General features: G+C 70.7%; 16 protein-coding genes. 12 read left to right on the top strand and 4 right to left on the bottom strand.

From position 1 onward, the window contains the following. Positions 1-26: 26 nt before the first annotated feature. The gene (locus FRZ32_RS09545) at positions 27-1,946 is read right to left on the bottom strand and encodes an acetyl/propionyl/methylcrotonyl-CoA carboxylase subunit alpha (RefSeq protein ID WP_147043285.1); all 1,920 of its coding nucleotides are present in this window, start codon (positions 1,944-1,946) and stop codon (positions 27-29) included. A 74-nt stretch (positions 1,947-2,020) separates the two neighbouring features. On the opposite strand from FRZ32_RS09545, the gene FRZ32_RS09550 reads away from it, so the two are divergent. Then, on the top strand, positions 2,021-2,452 hold the full coding sequence (locus FRZ32_RS09550; RefSeq protein ID WP_147043286.1) for an endonuclease domain-containing protein: 432 nt from the start codon (positions 2,021-2,023) through the stop codon (positions 2,450-2,452). A gap of 74 nt (positions 2,453-2,526) precedes the next feature. Here the strand turns inward: FRZ32_RS09550 and FRZ32_RS09555 are convergent, their stop codons facing one another. Continuing rightward, a complete protein-coding gene (locus tag FRZ32_RS09555; RefSeq protein ID WP_147043287.1) occupies positions 2,527-4,122 on the bottom strand; it encodes a carboxyl transferase domain-containing protein in 1,596 nt (531 codons plus the stop codon). Between the two features lie 112 nt (positions 4,123-4,234). Beyond that, a complete protein-coding gene (locus FRZ32_RS09560) occupies positions 4,235-4,510 on the bottom strand; it encodes a hypothetical protein (RefSeq protein WP_147043288.1) in 276 nt (91 codons plus the stop codon). A gap of 199 nt (positions 4,511-4,709) precedes the next feature. Between FRZ32_RS09560 and FRZ32_RS09565 the strand changes: the two genes are divergently transcribed. From FRZ32_RS09565 to FRZ32_RS09610, 10 genes are all read left to right on the top strand, one after another. Then, positions 4,710-5,492: a prepilin peptidase gene (locus FRZ32_RS09565; RefSeq protein ID WP_243445248.1), complete on the top strand. Its 783-nt coding sequence runs from the start codon at positions 4,710-4,712 to the stop codon at positions 5,490-5,492. A gap of 282 nt (positions 5,493-5,774) precedes the next feature. Further along, positions 5,775-6,377, top strand: a complete 603-nt coding sequence (locus FRZ32_RS09570) for a type II secretion system protein N (RefSeq protein WP_243445249.1) — start codon at positions 5,775-5,777, stop codon at positions 6,375-6,377. Further along, positions 6,367-8,571, top strand: coding sequence for a type II secretion system secretin GspD (gene gspD, locus FRZ32_RS09575; protein WP_147043290.1), 2,205 nt, complete (start codon positions 6,367-6,369; stop codon positions 8,569-8,571). The genes FRZ32_RS09570 and gspD overlap by 11 nt, the downstream gene beginning before the upstream one ends. Next, positions 8,568-10,052, top strand: a complete 1,485-nt coding sequence (locus FRZ32_RS09580) for a GspE/PulE family protein (protein ID WP_243445250.1) — start codon at positions 8,568-8,570, stop codon at positions 10,050-10,052. The genes gspD and FRZ32_RS09580 overlap by 4 nt, the downstream gene beginning before the upstream one ends. Next, positions 10,045-11,271 carry a type II secretion system inner membrane protein GspF gene (gene gspF / locus FRZ32_RS09585; protein ID WP_147043292.1) on the top strand — a complete coding sequence of 409 codons (1,227 nt, stop codon included), beginning with the start codon at positions 10,045-10,047 and terminating at the stop codon, positions 11,269-11,271. Before FRZ32_RS09580 ends, gspF begins: the two co-directional genes overlap by 8 nt. 152 nt (positions 11,272-11,423) lie before the next feature. Continuing rightward, on the top strand, positions 11,424-11,765 hold the full coding sequence (gene gspG / locus FRZ32_RS09590; RefSeq protein ID WP_243445251.1) for a type II secretion system major pseudopilin GspG: 342 nt from the start codon (positions 11,424-11,426) through the stop codon (positions 11,763-11,765). Next, the gene (gspL, locus tag FRZ32_RS09595) at positions 11,746-12,795 is read left to right on the top strand and encodes a type II secretion system protein GspL (protein WP_147043294.1); all 1,050 of its coding nucleotides are present in this window, start codon (positions 11,746-11,748) and stop codon (positions 12,793-12,795) included. The genes gspG and gspL overlap by 20 nt, the downstream gene beginning before the upstream one ends. Next, a complete protein-coding gene (gene gspM, locus FRZ32_RS09600; protein WP_147043295.1) occupies positions 12,792-13,262 on the top strand; it encodes a type II secretion system protein GspM in 471 nt (156 codons plus the stop codon). Before gspL ends, gspM begins: the two co-directional genes overlap by 4 nt. Then, the gene (gspN, locus tag FRZ32_RS09605) at positions 13,259-13,951 is read left to right on the top strand and encodes a type II secretion system protein N (RefSeq protein WP_147043296.1); all 693 of its coding nucleotides are present in this window, start codon (positions 13,259-13,261) and stop codon (positions 13,949-13,951) included. The genes gspM and gspN overlap by 4 nt, the downstream gene beginning before the upstream one ends. 120 nt (positions 13,952-14,071) lie before the next feature. Continuing rightward, positions 14,072-14,941: a hypothetical protein gene (locus tag FRZ32_RS09610; protein ID WP_147043297.1), complete on the top strand. Its 870-nt coding sequence runs from the start codon at positions 14,072-14,074 to the stop codon at positions 14,939-14,941. On the opposite strand, the gene FRZ32_RS09615 is transcribed toward FRZ32_RS09610, so the two are convergent. Continuing rightward, positions 14,938-15,462: a hypothetical protein gene (locus FRZ32_RS09615; RefSeq protein WP_147043298.1), complete on the bottom strand. Its 525-nt coding sequence runs from the start codon at positions 15,460-15,462 to the stop codon at positions 14,938-14,940. The genes FRZ32_RS09610 and FRZ32_RS09615 overlap by 4 nt on opposite strands. 73 nt (positions 15,463-15,535) lie before the next feature. Between FRZ32_RS09615 and FRZ32_RS09620 the strand changes: the two genes are divergently transcribed. Then, the gene (locus tag FRZ32_RS09620; protein WP_147043299.1) at positions 15,536-19,036 is read left to right on the top strand and encodes a hydantoinase B/oxoprolinase family protein; all 3,501 of its coding nucleotides are present in this window, start codon (positions 15,536-15,538) and stop codon (positions 19,034-19,036) included. Positions 19,037-19,126: the final 90 nt, after the last annotated feature.

A 19,126-nucleotide genomic window follows, 5' to 3' on the forward strand; every position in this document is an offset into this window, starting at 1 on the left:
ACGCTCGGGACGAGCGGAAGCTTTTGTCATTCCTCGTCCCCCTTCTCGATCCGCGCGAGCAGCGTCCCTTCGCTCACCTGCGCGCCGGCCGCGGCGTTCAGCTCCGCCACCATCCCGTCGAACGGTGCGACGAGGCTATGCTCCATCTTCATCGCCTCCAGCGTCAACAATTTCTGCCCCTTTGCGACGGCCTCGCCCGCCTTCACCTCCAGCGCAATGATCTTGCCCGGCATCGGAGAGATGATCGCGCCGTCGCCGGCGCCGCCGCCGGCGCCCGATTCGCCGGGACGATCAAGCGTGAAATAGCGGGTGATCCCGTGCTCCACCGTCAGCACGCCCTCGCCGCGCGTCCAGTGCCGAACGGCCGGATGATCGGTCCCGGCCTGGCCGATATGGACGTGCTCGCCATCGGTCATCCGCACCGCCAGATTGGATTCGGCATTGGCGCGGAAGCCGGCGATCCACGACCACGGTCCCGCGTCGATGCGCCCGGCATGGAGCATGTTCGGAATCCGATCGCCGCTCATTCCCGCGAGCGCCTGCGCCGCCGCGTCGAGCAGGTCCTGCGTCGGCGCCTCGGGCGCGATCAGCGCCTCGATCCGGTCGGGAATGAACCCGGTGTGGACGTCACCGCGCGCAAATTCCGGCTGGCTGGCGAGCCGGTAAAGGAAGCCCGCATTGTTGCGTAGCGGCCAGGTCGTCACCTGGTCGAGTTCGGCGAGCAGCGCCCCGCGCGCATCCTCGCGATCGTCGCCGCGCGCGATGATCTTGGCGATCATCGGATCGTAAAAGGGCGACACCTCGTCGCCGGCCGCAACACCGGTGTCGATGCGGACCCAGGACGTGCCCCTGACTCCCATTTCGCGGATCGGCCCGGTGACGGGGAGGAAGCCCTTGGCGGGGTCCTCGGCATAAAGCCGCGCCTCCATCGCCCAGCCGTTTATGCCCAGTTCCGCCTGCGTCAGGGGGAGCGGCTCCCCGCTCGCCACCCGCAATTGCCATTCGACCAAATCCTGCCCGGTAATCTCCTCGGTCACCGGATGCTCGACCTGGAGGCGGGTGTTCATCTCCATGAACCAGATGCGATCCGCCCGAAGCCCCTCGGAGGCATCGGCGATGAACTCGATCGTCCCCGCGCCGACATAGTCCACCGCCTGCGCCGCCCGCACCGCCGCGCCGCACACCGCCGCGCGCGTCGCCTCGTCCATGCCCGGCGCCGGCGCCTCCTCGATCACCTTCTGGTGGCGGCGCTGGAGCGAGCAGTCGCGCTCGAACAGGTGGACGACATTGCCGTGCGTGTCGCCGAACACCTGCACCTCGATGTGGCGCGGGCGCTGGACATATTTCTCGATCAGCACCCGATCGTCGCCGAAGGAGGAGGCCGCCTCGCGCTGGCACGACAGCAGGGCATCGGCGAAATCCGCGGCGGCATTCACCTGCCGCATCCCCTTGCCGCCGCCGCCGGCGACCGCCTTGATCAGCACCGGCCAGCCGATCGCCTCCGCCTCGGCCCGAAGCCGCTCCAGCGACTGGTCCTCCCCGAGATAGCCCGGCGTCACCGGCACGCCGGCCGCGATCATCCGCGCCTTGGCCGCGTCCTTGAGGCCCATCGCCCGGATCGACTCCGGCCTCGGCCCGACCCAGACCAGCCCCGCATCGATCACATCTTGCGCGAAATCGGCATTTTCGGAGAGGAACCCATAGCCCGGATGGATCGCCTCCGCGCCCGTCGCCTTCGCCGCCGCGATGATCTTCTCGCCGACGAGATAGCTCTCCCGCGCCGGGCTCGGCCCGATATGTACCGCCTCGTCCGCCTGCCGCACATGCAGCGCCTTCGCGTCCGCGTCGGAATAAACGGCCACGGTCCTGATCCCGAGCTTCCGCGCGGTGCGGATGATCCGGCAGGCGATCTCGCCCCGGTTGGCGATGAGGAGGGAGCTCAGCATCCGACGCTCCGGTTCCTCCCCGAGCTTGTCTCGGGGAGGGGGACCATGCGAAGCATGGTGGAGGGGCCCGCGCCATGCTGAAGAACATCGCGCCCACGGGATCGGCGAGAACGGTGCGAAGGGCACGCCGCCTCCGACGCGACATGACCCTTCCCGAACTGCTGCTGTGGCGGGCGCTTCGAGCCCGGCCCGGCAATCTCAAATTCCGCCGTCAGCATCCCACCGGCCCCTTCATTCTCGACTTCTTCTGCAGCGACGCACGCCTTGCGATCGAGATCGACGGCGAGGCCCATTCGCGCGGCGACCGGCCCGAGCGCGATGAGCGGCGCGATGCCTGGTTGCGGACGAGCGCGATCGAGACGCTGCGGATCCCGGCGAGCGAGGTCCTCAACGATCCTGAGGCCATCACGAGATACATATTCGCGCAAGCCATGGCCCGCCTGCCCCTCCACCACCCGGCTGCGCCGGGCGGTCCCCCTCCCCCAGACAAGCTGGGGGAGGACTGAAGCAAAGCTCCTCCCGGCCGGCCCCGGCGGGGTGGCAGCGCGAATCACTGACGAACGGTGGGTCCTGCCCATCATCACATCCTGAACAACCCGAACCGCGCCCGCTCCGGGATCGGCGCGTTCAGCGTCGCCGCGAAAGCCAGCCCCAGCACGTCGCGCGTCTGTGCGGGATCGATGATGCCGTCGTCCCAGAGGCGCGCGGTGGCGTGGTAGGGATTGCCCTGGGCCTCGTAATCGTCGCGGATCGGCTGCTTGAAGGCTTCCGCTTGCTCCGGCGTCCATTTCTCCGCGTCGCGGTGGACGGTCGCCAGCACCGAAGCCGCCTGCTCGCCGCCCATCACGGAAATCCGCGAATTGGGCCAGGTGAAGAGGAAGCGCGGCGAGTAAGCCCGGCCGCACATGCCGTAATTGCCGGCGCCGAAGCTGCCACCGATCAGGACGGTGATCTTCGGCACCTGCGCGGTGGCGACCGCGGTCACCAGCTTGGCGCCGTTCTTGGCGATCCCCTCGGCCTCATATTTGCCGCCGACCATGAAGCCGGAAATGTTCTGGAGGAACAGCAATGGCGTGCGGCGCTGGCAGGCGAGCTCGATGAAATGCGCGCCTTTCAGGGCGCTCTCGCTGAACAGGATGCCGTTATTGGCGAGGATCGCGACAGGAATGCCCCAGATGCGCGCGAAGCCGCAGACCAAAGTGCTGCCGTACAGCGCCTTGAACTCGTGAAACTCGGAGCCGTCGACGATCCTCGCGATCACCTCGTGGACGTCATAGGGAGTGCGCACGTCGTCCGGGATGACGCCGTACAGCCCCTCGGGATCGAGCATCGGCGGCACCGGCTCGGCAAGATCGATGTCGGGCCGCTTCACGGTGTTGAGCTGCGCGACGATGTCGCGGACGATCGACAGCGCATGTTCGTCATTCTCGGCGAGATGATCGACGACGCCGCTTTTCCGCGCATGGAGATCGCCGCCCCCAAGATCCTCGGCCGAGATCACCTCCCCGGTTGCCGCTTTCACCAGCGGGGGGCCGCCGAGGAAGATCGTGCCCTGGTTCTTCACGATGACGCTCTCGTCGCTCATCGCGGGGACATAGGCGCCGCCGGCGGTGCAGCTTCCCATCACGCAGGCGATCTGGGCGAGGCCGAGGCTGCTCATCTGCGCCTGGTTGTAGAAGATGCGGCCGAAATGGTCGCGATCGGGGAAGACCTCGGCCTGGTGCGGCAGGTTCGCCCCGCCGCTGTCGACCAGATAGATGCTCGCAAGCCGGTTCTGCAGCGCGATCTCCTGCGCGCGCAGATGCTTCTTCACCGTCATCGGATAATAGGTGCCGCCCTTCACCGTCGCATCGTTGGCGACGATCATCGTCTCGCGCCCGGAAACGCGGCCGATCCCGGCGATCAGCCCGGCCGCCGGCACCTCGCCCTCATAAAGGTCGCAAGCGGCGAGCTGGCCGATCTCGAGAAAAGGCGAGCCTGGATCGAGCAGCCGCTCGACGCGCTCCCTCGGTAGCAATTTGCCGCGCGACACATGCCGCTCGCGCGATTTCTCGCTGCCGCCCTTCGCCGCCTCGGCAACGCGCGCGCGCAGCTCCTCGGCAAGGGCGCGATTGTGCGCCGCGTAGCGCCGCGCCTCGTCCGAATTCTCGTCGATCCTGGAAGTGAGAACGGTCACGAGCGCATCCCCCCGTTCGTCATTGCGAGCGGAGCGAAGCAATCCAGCGCACCAGCCGCGACGGCTCCGGATTGCCGCGTCGCGACGCGCCTCGCAATGACGGCTTGAACAGTCACGCCCCCGCCTCCGCGTGCACCGGCTTCTTGCGGATCAGGTAGCGATAGACGCCGATCAGGTTGATCGCGAGCAGGATCAGGTTCTGCGCGCCGATCCCCTTGCCCTCGTCATTGAGGAACCCCCAGCCGATCAGGGCGACGGACGAGGTCACGAAGATCACGAACGCCCAGCCGGTCGGCCTGCGTCCCAGATCCAGCGACACGATCAGCGCCGCGATCGCCCCTGCGGCCGCGCCATAATATTGCAGGCAGTTGAGCAGGGTTTCGCTCATCGCATCCTCTCTTCTTCTGCGTCGCCTAGCCTTGGCGGCGGGCGCGGGCAACCGTGCCATCGCGAAGCGCAAGGCTGCGGGACTCCATCCCGCCGGGACGCAAATATCCTCGCCGACTCGCGCAGCCGGGACAAAAGGCCGGCGGGCCGCGACTCCTCGCGCCTTGCCGGGCGGGGAGGGCGGGCCCTAGAAGCGCGGGGTGCGGTTCGGGGAGGTCCTTGCCAATGCGCCCTTGCTCGGCCTGGTCGGCGCCGGCCTCGGCCTGATCGCGGGGAGCTTCGTTGCGACCATCATCATGCGCTGGCCGCGCGGGGCAAGCGCGCTTGCCGGCCGGTCGCGCTGCGATTCCTGCGCCGCGGCGCTCGCGCCGCGCGATCTCGTCCCGGTTCTGTCCTTCCTCGTCGCGCGTGGCCGTTGCCGTCGCTGCGGGGCGGCGATCGACGGGCGGCATCTCGCGATCGAGCTTGCCGCCGCGGCGATGGGCGTGGTGGCGGCGCTGGCCCATCCGCTGCCGCTCGCGCTGGTGACGGCGCTTCTCGGCTGGTGGCTGCTGCTCGTCGCCGCGCTCGATGTCGAGCATCAGTGGCTGCCCGACCGGTTGACGCTGCCGCTGATCCCGTTCGGCCTCGCCGCCGCCTGGGCCGGCTTCGGCCCGCCGCTCGCGGACCGGCTGATCGGCGCGGCGGCGGGATGGGCGGTGCTGGCCGCGATCGGCGCGCTCTACCGGGCCGCGCGTGGCCGCGACGGGCTTGGCGGCGGCGATCCCAAGCTCCTCGGCGCGATCGGCGCCTGGCTCGGCTGGGCGATGCTGCCGCTGGTGCTTGCCGGCGCCGGCCTCGCCGGGCTGGTCGCGCTGCTGGCGATGCGGGCGCGGGGCGAGCGGGTGGACGCGGCGACGCGCCTCCCGCTCGGCGCGCTGATGGCGCTCGTCGCCTGGCCCTTGTGGATCGCGATCGCCGCCGGGCCGGCATTCAGCCTCTAGCCAGAATCGCGCTGCTACAGGGGTGGCTTGAGGGCGGCGCTTTTCCCTAGAGGCGCCGCCCGACCGATTCCGGGGCGCCGGCCCGTCGCGGCCCTTGCGCCCCGCCCCAAAAGCTGGAAACGTCCGCGCAAGCGACTCTTCGGGGAAGGGGAGGCGTCGGGCCGCCAATTCATCGCGATGAGCCGCGCCGTTCGTTCGCGCCTGTGCTGATCGCGCGGGCGCCGGCAAAGCTGGGCCGCCCTGGGCTTCGGGGAGCCCGCACAGGGGAGGCAGGCGTTCATCGTGCGATTGGGGATCGATCCCTCCGGCCGGTTGCCGCGTTCCGCGCTGCTCCTCGGCGCCGAGCTGCTGCTTCTGGCGCTGGTCGCGGTGCAGGGGGCGCGGCTGGTCTGGACGCTCGCGACTCCGCACGGGCCGATCGGCGACTGGCGGCCGTCGCGCGCGCTCGTTCCAGTGGCCGGGCCCGAGGTCCTCGCCAGCTTCGATCCCTTCTTCCGGCTTCAGGGCGGCGGCGGGCCGGCCGTCGTGACCGCGCTCAACCTCAAGCTCTATGGAATCAGCCAGGACCGGGCGACCGGCCGCGGCTCGGCGATCGTCGGCCTGCCCGACGGCACCCAGCGCAGCTTCGCGGTCGGCGAGGAGATCATGCCGGGCGTCACCCTGGCCGAGGTCGCGTTCGACAATGTGACGATCCGCCGCGGCGGCGTGGCGGAGCAGCTGTTCCTCGATCAATCCACGCCCGCCGCCGCCGCGCCCGCCGCCGCGACGCCGGCCCAGCCGCTTGCGCCCGCCGTAACGCCCGCGCCGAACGCGCCGGCCGCCCCGGCTGCGGCGGCGACGCCGACCGCCAACCAGCTGCGCGACATCCGCGCCAATGCGAATTGAGGTCCCGGTGAAACGTGTCCTGATCGCCCTTGCCATCGCGATCGCGCCGCTCACGCCGGCAAGCGCGCAATATGTGCTGAACCTTCGCGAGGCCGATATCCGCGCCTTCGTCCAGGATGCGGCGCGGGTGACCGGGCGGACGTTCATCCTCGATCCGGCCGTCCAGGGGCGGGTGTCGGTGGTGACCGAGCGGCCGTTGTCGCGAAGCGAATATTTCGAACTGTTCCTGTCGACGCTGCGGACCAACGGATTTGTCGCGGTGCCGGCCGCTGGCGGCGCGCTTCGCATCCAGCCCGTCGCGGGGGCCTCGTCCTCGGCGCAGCTCGGCGGATCGCGGCGGGCGAGCCCGAGCGGCTTCGTCACCGAAATCTTCCGTGTCCGCCACATCGATCCGGCCCAGGCGATCGAGACGCTGCGGCCAAGCGTCAGCCGCGACGGTTCGATCACCGCGAGCCGCAGCTCGATCGTCGTCTCCGACTTCGCCGACAATGTCCGGCGGGTGCGCGCGATCCTTGCCCAGATCGACGTCAGTTCGGGCGTCAGCCGGGTCATCGGCCTCGAAAATGCCGGCGCGCGCGAAATCGCCTCGGCGCTCGCGAACCTGGTCGGCGATGGCGTGACGGTGGTGCCGGTGGACAGCGCCAATTCGATCGTGATCCGGGGCGACGCGTCGAGCGTCGCCGAACTCGCCCGCGTCGCCCAGGACCTCGACCGGCGTGCGGCGCGCGGCAGCGAGATTCGGGTCGTCTACCTCGAACATGCCGATGCCGAGCAGCTCCTGCCGGTGCTCCAGCGCCTGCTCGGCCAGGCGCCGAACGAGGCGCCGGCGCAAAACCAGGCCGCGAACCGGCTGCGCCGCCCCAACGACAGCAACGCCTCCAGCGGTCCCTCCGGCGCGACGATGGGCCGCAACGCGCCGCCGCCCCCGCAGCCGGCCGCGGCCGCCGCGACCGCGGAGCCGGCCAATCCCAACGCCCAGCTCACCGTCGGCGCGCGCAACGCCATCGTCACCCGGTTCGAGGGCGCGAACGCGATCGTCATCTCCGCCACCGCCGACATCCAGCGCGAGCTGGGCGAGGTCATCCGCCAGCTCGACGTGCGCCGCCAGCAGGTTCTGGTCGAGGCGATCATCGTCGAGATTTCCGACACCGCGGCGCGGCAGCTCGGCGTCCAGCTCTTCCTCGCTGGGCTCAACGGCACGATCCCGTTCGCGCTCACCAATTATTCCAACATCGCGCCCAATGTCGGCACGATCGCCGGCGCGCTCGCGGCGCGTGAGCTCAACGGCACGACGACGACGATCCAGACCGGCGACGGATCGACGACGACGACGACCAGCAACGGCACCACCGATCTCATCAACGCCGCCGCGGCCCAGCTTTCGGGCATTTCCGGCGGCGTCGGCGGCCTCGCGATCCGCAGCGGCGATGCGATCTTCGGGTCGATCATCAGCGCCGTGCGCAACGACAGCAACTCCAACATCCTGTCGACCCCGCACATCGCGACGCTCGACAATCAGGAAGCCTATCTGCTGGCCGGGCAGGAGATTCCGGTCACGACCGGCGAGGCGCTGTCGCCCAATTTCGACAACACCTTCCGCACCGTCCAGCGCCAGAATGTCGGCATCACGCTGGAGGTCCGGCCGCAGATCAACGCCGGCGGCGAGGTGAAGCTCGATCTTCGCGTGGAGATCAGCTCGATCGCCGGGCCGGTGACGCAAGGCTCGCCCGATCTCATCCTCAACAAGCGCGAGATCGAGAATACGATCACCGTCGACGACGGCCAGATCGCCGCGCTCGGCGGCCTGCTCGACGACAATGAGCGCCGCACGCTCGAGCGGATCCCGCTGCTCGGCGACATCCCGGTCCTCGGCAACCTGTTCCGCGCGCGCAGCCGATCGCGCGTGCGGACCAATCTGATGATCTTCATCCGGCCGACCATCCTGCGCAGCGCACAGGACATGCAGGACGTGAGCGCGCGTCGTTACGATTACATGCGCGGCCGCCAGCTGCTCTTCAATCCGAACCAGGAGCCGAGCCTGGACGAGCTCGTCCGCGATTATATGGGCACCGTGCCGCCGGGCGCGCACCCGACCGCCGGCGACGTCACCGTCGCGCCGGCGCCCGCGCCGGCCCTGCCCGCCGCCCCGGCGACGGAGTCGCCGCCGGCCCATCCGGACGGGACGCCCTGGTGAGCGAGGCGCCCGCCTCCACGGAGGTCGTGCGGGTGCCCTATGCCTTCGCCCGCCGCCACGGCTTCGTCGCGACCGGCGAGGAAGGCGGGCGGCCGGAGATCGCGATGCGCGCCGGCGCGGACCCGAAGGCGCTGATCGAGCTCCGGCGGTTCCTCGCGCGGCCCTTCCTGGTGCGCGAGGTGCCGGCGGCCGAATTCGATCGGCTGCTTTCCGACCGCTATGCCGCGAGCGCGGAGGCCAATGCCGACGCCGCCGGCGCGCTGGGGTTCGGCGAGGATTTCGCCCTGCCGAGCGCGGAGGACCTGCTCGACACGTCGGACGACGCGCCGGCGATCCGGCTCATCAACTCGATCATCGCCGATGCCGCGCGGCAGGGCGTCTCGGACATCCATATCGAGCCCTATGAGAGCGGGCTGGTCGTTCGGATGCGGATGGACGGCGTGCTCCGCGAGACGCTTCGGATGCCGCCGCACGTGGCGCCGGTCGTGGTCAGCCGGATCAAGGTGATGGCGCGGCTCGACATCGCCGAGCGGCGACTGCCGCAGGACGGGCGGATCGGGCTGACGCTCGGCGGCAAGCTGATCGACGTTCGCGTCTCGACCCTGCCGAGCCGGGCGGGCGAGCGGGTGGTGCTGCGCATCCTCGACAAGGACAATGCGGGGATCGATCTGGACGGGCTCGGCATGACCAGCGCGGTCAACGCCCTGTTCCGCGACGCGCTGGCCGAGCCGAACGGGATCGTCCTCGTGACCGGGCCGACCGGATCGGGCAAGACGACGACGCTCTATGCCGGGCTCAAGTTGCTCAACGACGGCACGCGCAACATCCTCACCGTGGAGGACCCGGTCGAATATGCCGTCGACGGCGTCGGCCAGACCCAGATCAACCCGCAGGTCGGGCTCAGCTTCGCGACCGGGCTGCGCGCGATCCTGCGGCAGGATCCGGACGTCGTGATGGTCGGCGAGATCCGCGACCGCGAGACCGCCGACATCGCGGTCCAGGCGGCGCTCACCGGCCATCTCGTCCTTTCGACCGTCCACACCAACGATGCGGTCGGCGCGATCACCCGGCTGCGCGACATGAAGGTGGAGCCGTTCCTGATCGCATCGACGGTCCGCGCGGTGCTCGCCCAGCGGCTGGTGCGGCGGCTGTGCGGCGAATGTTCGGTGCCGGCGGAGGCGTCCGGATCGCTCGCCGAGGCGCTTGGCCTGGCGCCGGGGACGAGCGTGCGGGAGCCGCGCGGCTGCCCGATCTGTGGAAATTCGGGCTATAAGGGGCGGATCGGCCTGTTCGAGGCGGTGAAGGTGGACGACACGATCCGGCGGCTGATCAATGCGGGCGGCGACGAGGCGGCGATCGCCGCCCATGCCTTTGCCCGCGCGCCGACGCTGACCCAGGCGGCGCGGCAGCTCGTCGTCGACGGAGTCACGAGCCCGGAAGAGGCGCTGCGCGTGGTGCGGCACGAGGCGGCCGATGCCTGATTATGCCTGGGTCGGGCTCGACACCGCCGGACGCGAGCGGCGCGGCGCGGTGCGCGCCGAAACCAGCGAGGCGGCCCGGGCGCAGCTCAATGCGCGGCGGCTCTATGTCGTTCGGATCGAGGAGGCGGCCGAAAGCGTGCCCGCGCCGCCCTTGCTCTCGCGCGATCTGTTCCAGCGCAAGCGCCTGTCGGCGCGGCAGCTCGCGCTCTTCACCCGCCAGCTCGCGACGCTGATCCAGGTCGCGCCGCTGGAGGAGGCGCTGCGGACGCTCTCGCGCCAGTCGGAGCGCGACGATGTCCGCGCGATCCTCGGCCATGTCCATGCCGGCGTCGTCGAGGGCCGCCGCCTGTCCGAGGCGATGGCGCGCGAGCCGAAGAGCTTCCCGCCGCTCTACCGCGCGATGGTCTCGGCGGGCGAGGGCTCGGGGATGCTGCCGGCGATCCTCGAGCGGCTCGCGGCCTGGCTGGAGCGGCAGGCCGCGGTGCGCGGCAAGGTGCTCTCGACGCTCGCTTATCCGGTGATCCTCGCGATCGTCGCCGCCTTCGTCGTGCTTGCGCTGATGATCTTCGTCGTGCCGCGCGTCGTCGAGCAGTTCCAGGATATCGGCCAGCGCCTGCCGCTGCTGACCCGGATCGTGATCGGCATCTCGCATTTTCTCGCTCATTGGTGGTGGGCGCTGCTGATCGCGGCGGCCGTGCTCGTGCTGCTCGCCGGGCGGGCGCTGAAGGAGGAGGGGCCGCGGCTGAAATTCGATGCGGCGCTGCTGAAGCTGCCGCTGATCGGGCGGCTGATCCGCGATCTCCACGCGGCCCGGATGGCGCGGACGCTCTCGACGATGGTCGCGGCGCGGCTGCCCTTGCTGGAGGGGCTGCGCCTGACGACCGGGACGGTGCACAACCGCGTGCTCCGCAACGCCAGCGCCGAGATTGCCGAGACGGTGCGGACCGGCGGCAGCCTCTCCGGCGCGCTCCGCAAGACCGGGGTGTTCCCGCCGCTGCTCGTCTATCTCGCCGCGAGCGGGGAGGCGTCGGGCCGGCTGGACCTCATGCTGGAGCGCGCCGCCGATTATCTGGAGCGCGAGTTCGACAGCTTCACCTCGAGCGCGCTCTCGCTGCTGGAACCGGCGATCATCATCGTCATGGGCGGCGTGGTGGCGGTGATCGTGCTGTCGATCCTGCTCCCGATCCTGCAACTCGATACGCTTGCCGGAGGACTGTGATGTTGGCCCGTGGTTTCCTGTCCCGTCATTCTCGCGGACGCGGGAATCCAGCTGCCTTCCTGGCTCGGCGGCCGAAAGGGAAGCTGGGCTCCCGCCTTCGCGGGAGCGACGAAAAAGCGAATGACGAAGAAGGCTTCACCCTGGTCGAGCTGATGGTGGTCCTCGTCATCATCGGGCTGCTCGCCACCATCGTCATCATCAACGTCATGCCGGCGGTGGACCGGGCGGCCTCGACCAAGGCCCATGCCGACATTTCGACGCTGGAGCAGGCGATCGAGATGTACCGGCTCGATCACCTGCGCTACCCGACCCAGGCCGAAGGGCTCCAGTCGCTCGTCGCCGGCAATTATATCCGCCGGCTGCCGAACGATCCCTGGAACCATCCTTATGCCTACAAGGTGCCGGGCGCGGGCGGCCATCCCTATCAGGTCATGAGCCTCGGCGCCGACGGGCAGGAAGGCGGCACGGGGGAAAATGCCGACATCTCCAACTGATCCCGGCGCCGGCGCGACCCTGCTCGCCTTCATCGACGATGGCGGCGCCATCGGCGCGTGGCGGCTGATCGAGGGCGATGCCGTGATCGCGCGCGGCGGCGGCGATCTGCTGCCCGACGATGCGGCGCGGGCGGTGCTCGCCGTGCCCGGCACCGAGGTCGCGATCCACTGGCTCGACCTTGCCGATGACCTGACCCTCGCGCAGGCGACGGCGGCGGCCCGGCTGATGCTCGCCGATTCGAGCGCGGAGCCGCTGGCGGACATGCATGTCGCCGTCGGCCGTCGCGAGGCCGGGAAGGTGCCGGCGGCGCTGGTGCCGGCGCGGACCATGCTGGCATGGATCGATGCGGCCGCGTCGGTCGGCATCGACGCCGATGCGATCGTGCCCGCGCCGATGCTGATCGCGCCGCCCGTGGCCGGCATCGTTCGACATGGCATCGATCATCGCGGGCCGGCGACGGCCTTCGCGATCGAGCCCGAGCTGGCGGCGGCGATCCTCGGCGAGGCGCCGGTCGCGCTGCTCGCGGAGGCGGACTATGAAGCCGGCCTGCCGGCGCTCGCCGCCGATCCGGTGATCGATCTGCGCCAGGGGGCCTTCGCACGCCGGCGCCACTGGCGGCTGGAGAGCGGGGCTGGCCGGCGTCTCGTCCTCCTCGCCGCGATGCTCGTGCTGCTGACGCTGGCGGTGCCGGTGGCGAAGCTCATCCTCACCGATCGCGCGGCGGCGCGGATGGAGGCCGAGGCGGCGGCGCTGGCCCAGCGGCCCGCAACGGGCGCCGATTCCGCGCCAGGATTCGCGCTCGTCGCGCCGGCCCTGTTCGATGCGGTGCGCGCGACCCCGAACGCCGAGCTCGGCCAGGTGGATTATCGCGCCGACGGCAGCCTCGCCGCGACCGTCCTCATCGATTCGCCGGCGACGCTCGACATGCTCGCGACGCGGATCGAGGCGGCCGGCCTTTCGGTCGAGCGCGGGCCGGTCGGCAATCGCAACGGCCGCGCCGCCGCCGATCTTCTGGTGCGCCCCGCATGAGCGGCCTCGCCCTCTGGTGGCAGGGCCGCAGCCGGCGCGAGCAGCTGTTGCTTGGCGTCATGGGCGCGCTGCTCGCCGGCGTGCTCATATGGCTGCTGATCGCGCGGCCGCTGTCGGCGGCGCTCGATGCGGCGCGCGCGCGCGAGGCGGCGGCGGCCGAGGCGCTCGGCGCGGCCCGGGCGCGCGCCGACGTGCGGCGCACCGGCCTTGGCGAGACGGCGCCGCTCCCGCTCGCCGCCTATGTCGCGCGCAGCGCCGCCGACGCCGGCTATCCCAATGCGCGCGTCACCGCGAGCGGGCCGGCGCGCGCCACCCTGTCGATCGAGGCGGCCCGGCCGCAGGCCCTGTTCGGCTGGATCGCCGACCTCGAGACGCATGGCGTCGCGGTCGAGACGCTGCGCGCGACCGCCGGGGCCGATCATACGGTCGCGGTCGCGGCCAGCCTCCGGGCGAGAGGCAGCCGATGAGCGCGCGCACCCGCTGGCTGGCCTTCGCGGCCTTCTTCGTCGCCGCCCTCGTCCTGTCGATGCCGATGCGCGTCGCGCTCGACTGGTTCGGGCTCGACCGAACGGGGCTCAGCGCGCGCGACGCGACGGGAACGGTGTGGAGCGGCCGGATCGAGGAGGCCGCCTTGGGGCCTGTGCCGATCGGCGATGTGAAGGCGGGCCTTGCCGTCATGCCCTTGTTTGTCGGCCATGCCCGCGTCGCGATGAGCCGGACCGATCCCGATCCCGTCACCGCGACGGTCGACGTCTCGTATCGCGGCTTCGCGATCCGGCGCGCCACCGGGCGCTTCGCGGCGGGCCGGCTGCTCGCCCCGGCGCCGGTCGCGTCGATCGACCTGACCGAGGTCAGCGCCGCGTTCGTCAACGGCCGCTGCGTCGCCGCATCCGGGCAGGCGGGCGCGACGCTTGCCGGGCCGCTCGCCGCGGCGCTGCCGGCGCTGTCCGGGCAGGTCTCGTGCGAGAATGAGTGGGTGCTGATCCCGCTGGCCGGCGGCGGCGGGCGGATCGACCTGCGGATCGCCGTGGATGGCCGCTACCGGATCGACATGCAGGTCGCCGCGGTCAACGAGGCGGTCGCCGCCGCGCTTCAGGCCGGCGGCTTCCGGCCCGCCCCCGGCGGCTATGCGATCCACCGCGCGGGAGCGTTCTAGGGCTGCGCCGGACAGCGGAGAAAATGCCCGCCTCGCTCGTTGGAGGGGGCGCACAGGGCATTCGTGCAGCGAGGGGGCTTCCCGCCGGCGGCAGGACCGCCGGCCGATATGGAGGCCAGGATGAAAAGATATGCGATCGCGGCCGCGGCACTGCTGCTCGGCACGTCGGCGCTCGCCTGGGCGCCCGACAAGACGGTCGAGGGCAAGCCGCTCGCAGCGGAGAAGAGCGACGTGAAGATGGCGGACGCCCAGCTCAAGAAGGCGGACATGGACGTCGTCGCCGATGCGAAACCGGCCTGGCAGCCGGTCTATGCCGAACAGGCCTATGCGTTCGACGATTCATGGGCGCCGAAGGTGAAGTCGGCCAGTTACGAGGCGTGGCAGGACGATCCGGCGATGCAGGATTCGACGCCCCCGGCGGTCGAGCCGCAATGGGGCGCGGAGCCGACCGTGGCCGAGGCGCCGGCGCCCACCATGCTGGTCGCATCGGCGGACACGACGCCGCGCCCGGCGACGGCCAATTATCCGGCCTGCCACCCGGGCCCGGGCGACGACAATTGCATCCAGCTCTACGAACGCGGCGTTCGAACGGCGCTCGCCAGCTGGGACCGGCCGACCGGCGGCTTCGCCGGCGAGCAGGCCCAGGCGATGGCCGCGAACAGCTCGCCGGCCGACGACGCGACCGAAATCGCGAGCGCGGACACCGATGAGGGCGTGATGCCGGCGCCAGGCACCGAAATGGCCGCGACGACGTCCGGCGACGAGGTGCTCGCCGCCGGTGTTCCCGACGCCGGCACGGACATGGCGGCGAACGATCCCGCCTTCGATTCGAACTCGCCCTACCAGGGCGTCGGCGGTCCGGACGAGGCGCTGATGGGCGACGAGGCGGCGTCGGCGATGATGCAGACCGGCTATCCGGCCTGCTCGCGCACCGTCACCGATCGCTGCATCCAGCTCTACGAACGCGGCGTGACCGGCGAAGGAAACTAACCGGTCTTGTCCCCCGGTCCCGGCGGTGTGTCCCCTTCGCCGCCGGGGCCTTCCCGCGCCGCGAGCCAGGCTTCGAGCTTGGCGATCGTGCGGCCGAGCGCGCGGATCACGGCGCGCACGTCCTCCGGATCGCCGTCGGCGGTCGCGATATCGGACAGCCACCATGTCTCGGACAGCCAGGGCTGGCCGGTGTCCCGATCCTCGATCTCGATGCCCAGGAAGGCCTCTTCCGCATCGACCCAGCTGTCGCCCTCGGCCGTCAAGGTGTGGAGCCGCACCCGCCCAGCCTCGCGCAGATCGTCGGCCATCACGTCGCGCGCGGCCTCGAGCAGCGGGGCGACCAGCGCCCAGGGCAGCTTGCTCTGCGCCAGCATCTCCATCGCCGCATGGGCGATCTGCTTTTGCGCGACATTGTGGAAATCGGCCGCGGTGAACGGCTCCTCGGAATAATCGTCCCCGTCGACCTCGAAGTCGGCGGGCGCGTCTTCCGGCGCGGGCTTTTCGGGCGAATCGTCGGCCATGCCGCTTCGCTGCGGCAAGCCGTCGCGGCGGTCAAGCTTGGCGGGGCCGTCGCGGCGATGCTAGGCCGGGCGGATGAACTCAGGGGGCTGGACCTTCTCGATCGATCGCGGCGGCACCTTCACCGATATCGTCGCGCACGGCCCGGCCGGCGAGCGCGTGGTCCGCAAGCTGCTGTCCGAAAATCCCGAACGTTATGACGATGCCGCGGTCGCCGGCATCGCCGCGATCCTCGCCGAGGCGGGCGGCGGCGAGATTGCCGCGGTGAAGATGGGCACCACCGTCGCGACCAATGCCCTGCTGGAGCGCAAGGGCGAGCCGGTGGCGCTCGCGATCACCGCCGGGCTGGGCGACGCGCTTCGCATCGGCCATCAGGCGCGGCCGGAGATTTTCGCGCTCGACATCCGGCTGCCCGAGCCGCTCTACAGCCGCGTCGTCGAGGTGGACGAGCGGGTGACGGCGGAAGGCGAGGTGCTGCGGCCGCTCGACACGGCCGCCGCGCGCGCGGCGCTCCAGGCGGCCTATGACGAGGGCTTTCGCGCGCTCGCCATCGTGCTGATGCATGGCTGGCGCTGGAGCGCGCACGAAGCGGCGCTGGTCGCCATGGCGCGCGAGATCGGCTTCACGCAGGTTTCGGCAAGCCATGAGGTCGAGCCGCTGATCAAGCTGGTCGGGCGCGGCGACACCGCGGTGGTCGATGCCTATCTGTCGCCGGTGCTGCGCCGCTATGTCGACCGCGTGGTGGCGGGGCTGGCGCAAACGCCCGCGGGCCGCCTCTTCTTCATGCAGTCGAACGGCGGGCTGACCGATGCCGCGACCTTCCGGGGCAAGGATGCCATCCTCTCCGGCCCGGCGGGCGGGATCGTCGGCATGGCGCGCACGGCGGCGGAGGCCGGGTTCGGCCGGATCATCGGCTTCGACATGGGCGGCACATCGACCGACGTGTCGCATTTCGCCGGCGTCTATGAGCGCACCAGCGAGCGGACGGTCGCGGGCGTCAGGGTGCGCGCGCCGATGATGGAGATCCACACCGTCGCCGCCGGCGGCGGATCGATCTGCTCCTTCGACGGGCGGCGGTTCCGCGTCGGGCCGGACAGCGCCGGCGCGGTGCCGGGGCCGGCCTGCTACCGGCGCGGCGGGCCGCTGACGGTGACCGACTGCAACGTCGTGCTCGGCAAGATCAGGCCCGAACATTTCCCGCACGTCTTCGGCCCCGGCGGCGACCTGCCGATCGATGCGGAGGCCTCGCTGGCCCGCGCGGCCGAGATCGCCGAGGCGGCGGGGATGACTCCCCAGGGGGTGGCCGAGGGCTTCATCCGCATCGCCGTCGACAATATGGCGAGCGCGATCAAGCAGATCTCGATCGCGCGCGGCCATGACGTGACCCGCTACACGCTGCAATGTTTCGGCGGGGCGGGGGGGCAACATGCCTGTCTCGTCGCCGACGCGCTCGGCATCGAAACGGTGATGATCCACCCGCTCGCCGGGGTGCTCAGCGCCTATGGCATGGGCCTTGCCGACATGGTGGAGCTGCGCCAGCGCACGCTCGGCGGCGCGGACCTTTCGGAAACGCTGGCGGCGCTGGAGGCGGAGGCGGTGGCGGCGCTCGCCGCGCAGGGCGTCGAGCCGACGCAGGTGCGCCGCCGCGCCGCGCTCCGCTACGAAGGGAGCGACACGGTGATCGAGGTCGCCGTGTCGGACGAGATGACGGCCTCGTTCGAAACCGCGCACCGGGCGCGCTTCGGCTTCGTCTCGGACGCGCCGGTGGTGGTCGAGACCGCGATCGTCGAGGCGGTGGCGAAAAGCGAGGTCCACAGTTCGGGCGAGCCACCGGCCTTTTCGCCCGGGACGAGCGAGTCTGGAGTCCTGCTCAGAAGCCAACTCCCCCCCGGCACCCTCGTCCCCGGACCCGCGCTGATCGTCGATGCCACCGCCACCACCGTCGTCGAGCCGGGCTGGCGGGCCGAGGTGGACCGGCTCGGCAATCTCATCCTCACCCGCGCCGTCCCGCGCGAAGCCGCGCCGAAAATGGGGACCGATGTCGATCCGGTGATGCTGGAGGTGATGGGCAATCTCTTCATGGCGATCGCCGAAGAGATGGGCGTCGCGCTTCAGAACACGGCGAGCAGCGTCAACATCAAGGAGCGGCTCGATTTTTCCTGCGCCCTGTTCGATGCGGCGGGGAATCTCATCGCCAATGCGCCGCACATTCCGGTGCATCTCGGATCGATGGGCGATTCGATCCGGACGGTGATCGAAGCGCGCGCCGGGACGATGAAGCCGGGCGACGCCTATGCGCTGAACGCGCCCTATCGCGGCGGCACCCATCTGCCCGACGTGACCGTCATCATGCCGGTCTTCGCCGCGCCGGGCGACGCCGATCCGGCCTGGTTCGTCGCGGCGCGTGGCCACCATGCCGATATCGGCGGCGTCGCGCCGGGATCGATGCCGCCGGACAGCCGCACCGTCGACGAGGAAGGCGTGCTGATCGACAATGTGACCCTGGTCGAGGCCGGGCATTTCCGCGAGGCCGAGATGCGCGCGCTGCTCGGATCGGGCCGCTGGCCGGCGCGCGATCCCGATCGCAACATCGCCGATCTGAAGGCGCAGGTCGCCGCCTGCGCGCGCGGGGCGGCGGAGCTGAAGCGGGTCGCCGCAGAGCGCGGTCGCGCCGCGATCGACGCCTATATGGCGCATGTGATGGACTATGCGGAAGAGGCGGTAAGGCGCCTGATCGAAAGGCTTTCGCCCGGATATTTCAACTATGAAATGGATAATGGGGCGGTGGTTTCGGTGGCGATCCACGTGGACCCGGCGGCGCGGACCGCGACGGTGGATTTCGCGGGCACGAGCGCGCAGCTGCCGACCAATTTCAACGCGCCCGCGTCGATCTGCCGCGCGGCCGTGCTCTATGTGCTGCGGACCCTGGTGGACGAGCCGATCCCGCTGAACGACGGCTGCCTGCGCCCGATCACGCTGCGCATCCCGGACGGATCGATGCTGAAGCCGCATTATCCGGCCGCGGTCGTCGCCGGCAATGTCGAGACCAGCCAGGTCGTCACCGATGCGCTGCTCGCCGCCTGCGGCGCGCTCGCGCCGAGCCAGGGGACGATGAACAATTTCACCTTCGGCGACGAGCGCCGCCAATATTACGAGACGATCGCCGGCGGCGCCGGCGCCGGCCCGGGCTTCGATGGCGCGAGCGCGGTCCAGACCCACATGACCAATTCGCGGCTCACTGATCCTGAGATCCTGGAGACTCGCTTTCCGGTGCTGCTCGAACGTTTCGCGATCCGCCGCGGATCGGCCGGGGAGGGCGCGCATCGCGGCGGCGACGGGGTCGAACGGCATGTCCGCTTCCGCGCGCCGATGCACGCCGCGATCCTTTCCAACCGCCGGCGGGTCGCGCCGCGCGGGATCGCCGGCGGCGGCGACGGCGCCGCCGGGGTGAACAAGGTGGTGCGCTCCGACGGGCGCGAGGAGACGCTCTCGGCAACGGCGTCGGCGGAGATGGCCGTGGGCGACATGTTCGTGATCCTGACGCCGGGGGGAGGAGGCTATGGCGCGAGTGAATGATCCTCCCTGTCCGCGAAGCGGATGGCGAGGGGGGCTGCGCGAAGAGCGGTGGAGGGGCCTGCCGATTCCGGAAGGCCCCTCCGCCATGCG

Source organism: Sphingosinicella ginsenosidimutans, from assembly GCF_007995055.1.
Classification (GTDB): domain Bacteria; phylum Pseudomonadota; class Alphaproteobacteria; order Sphingomonadales; family Sphingomonadaceae; genus Allosphingosinicella; species Allosphingosinicella ginsenosidimutans.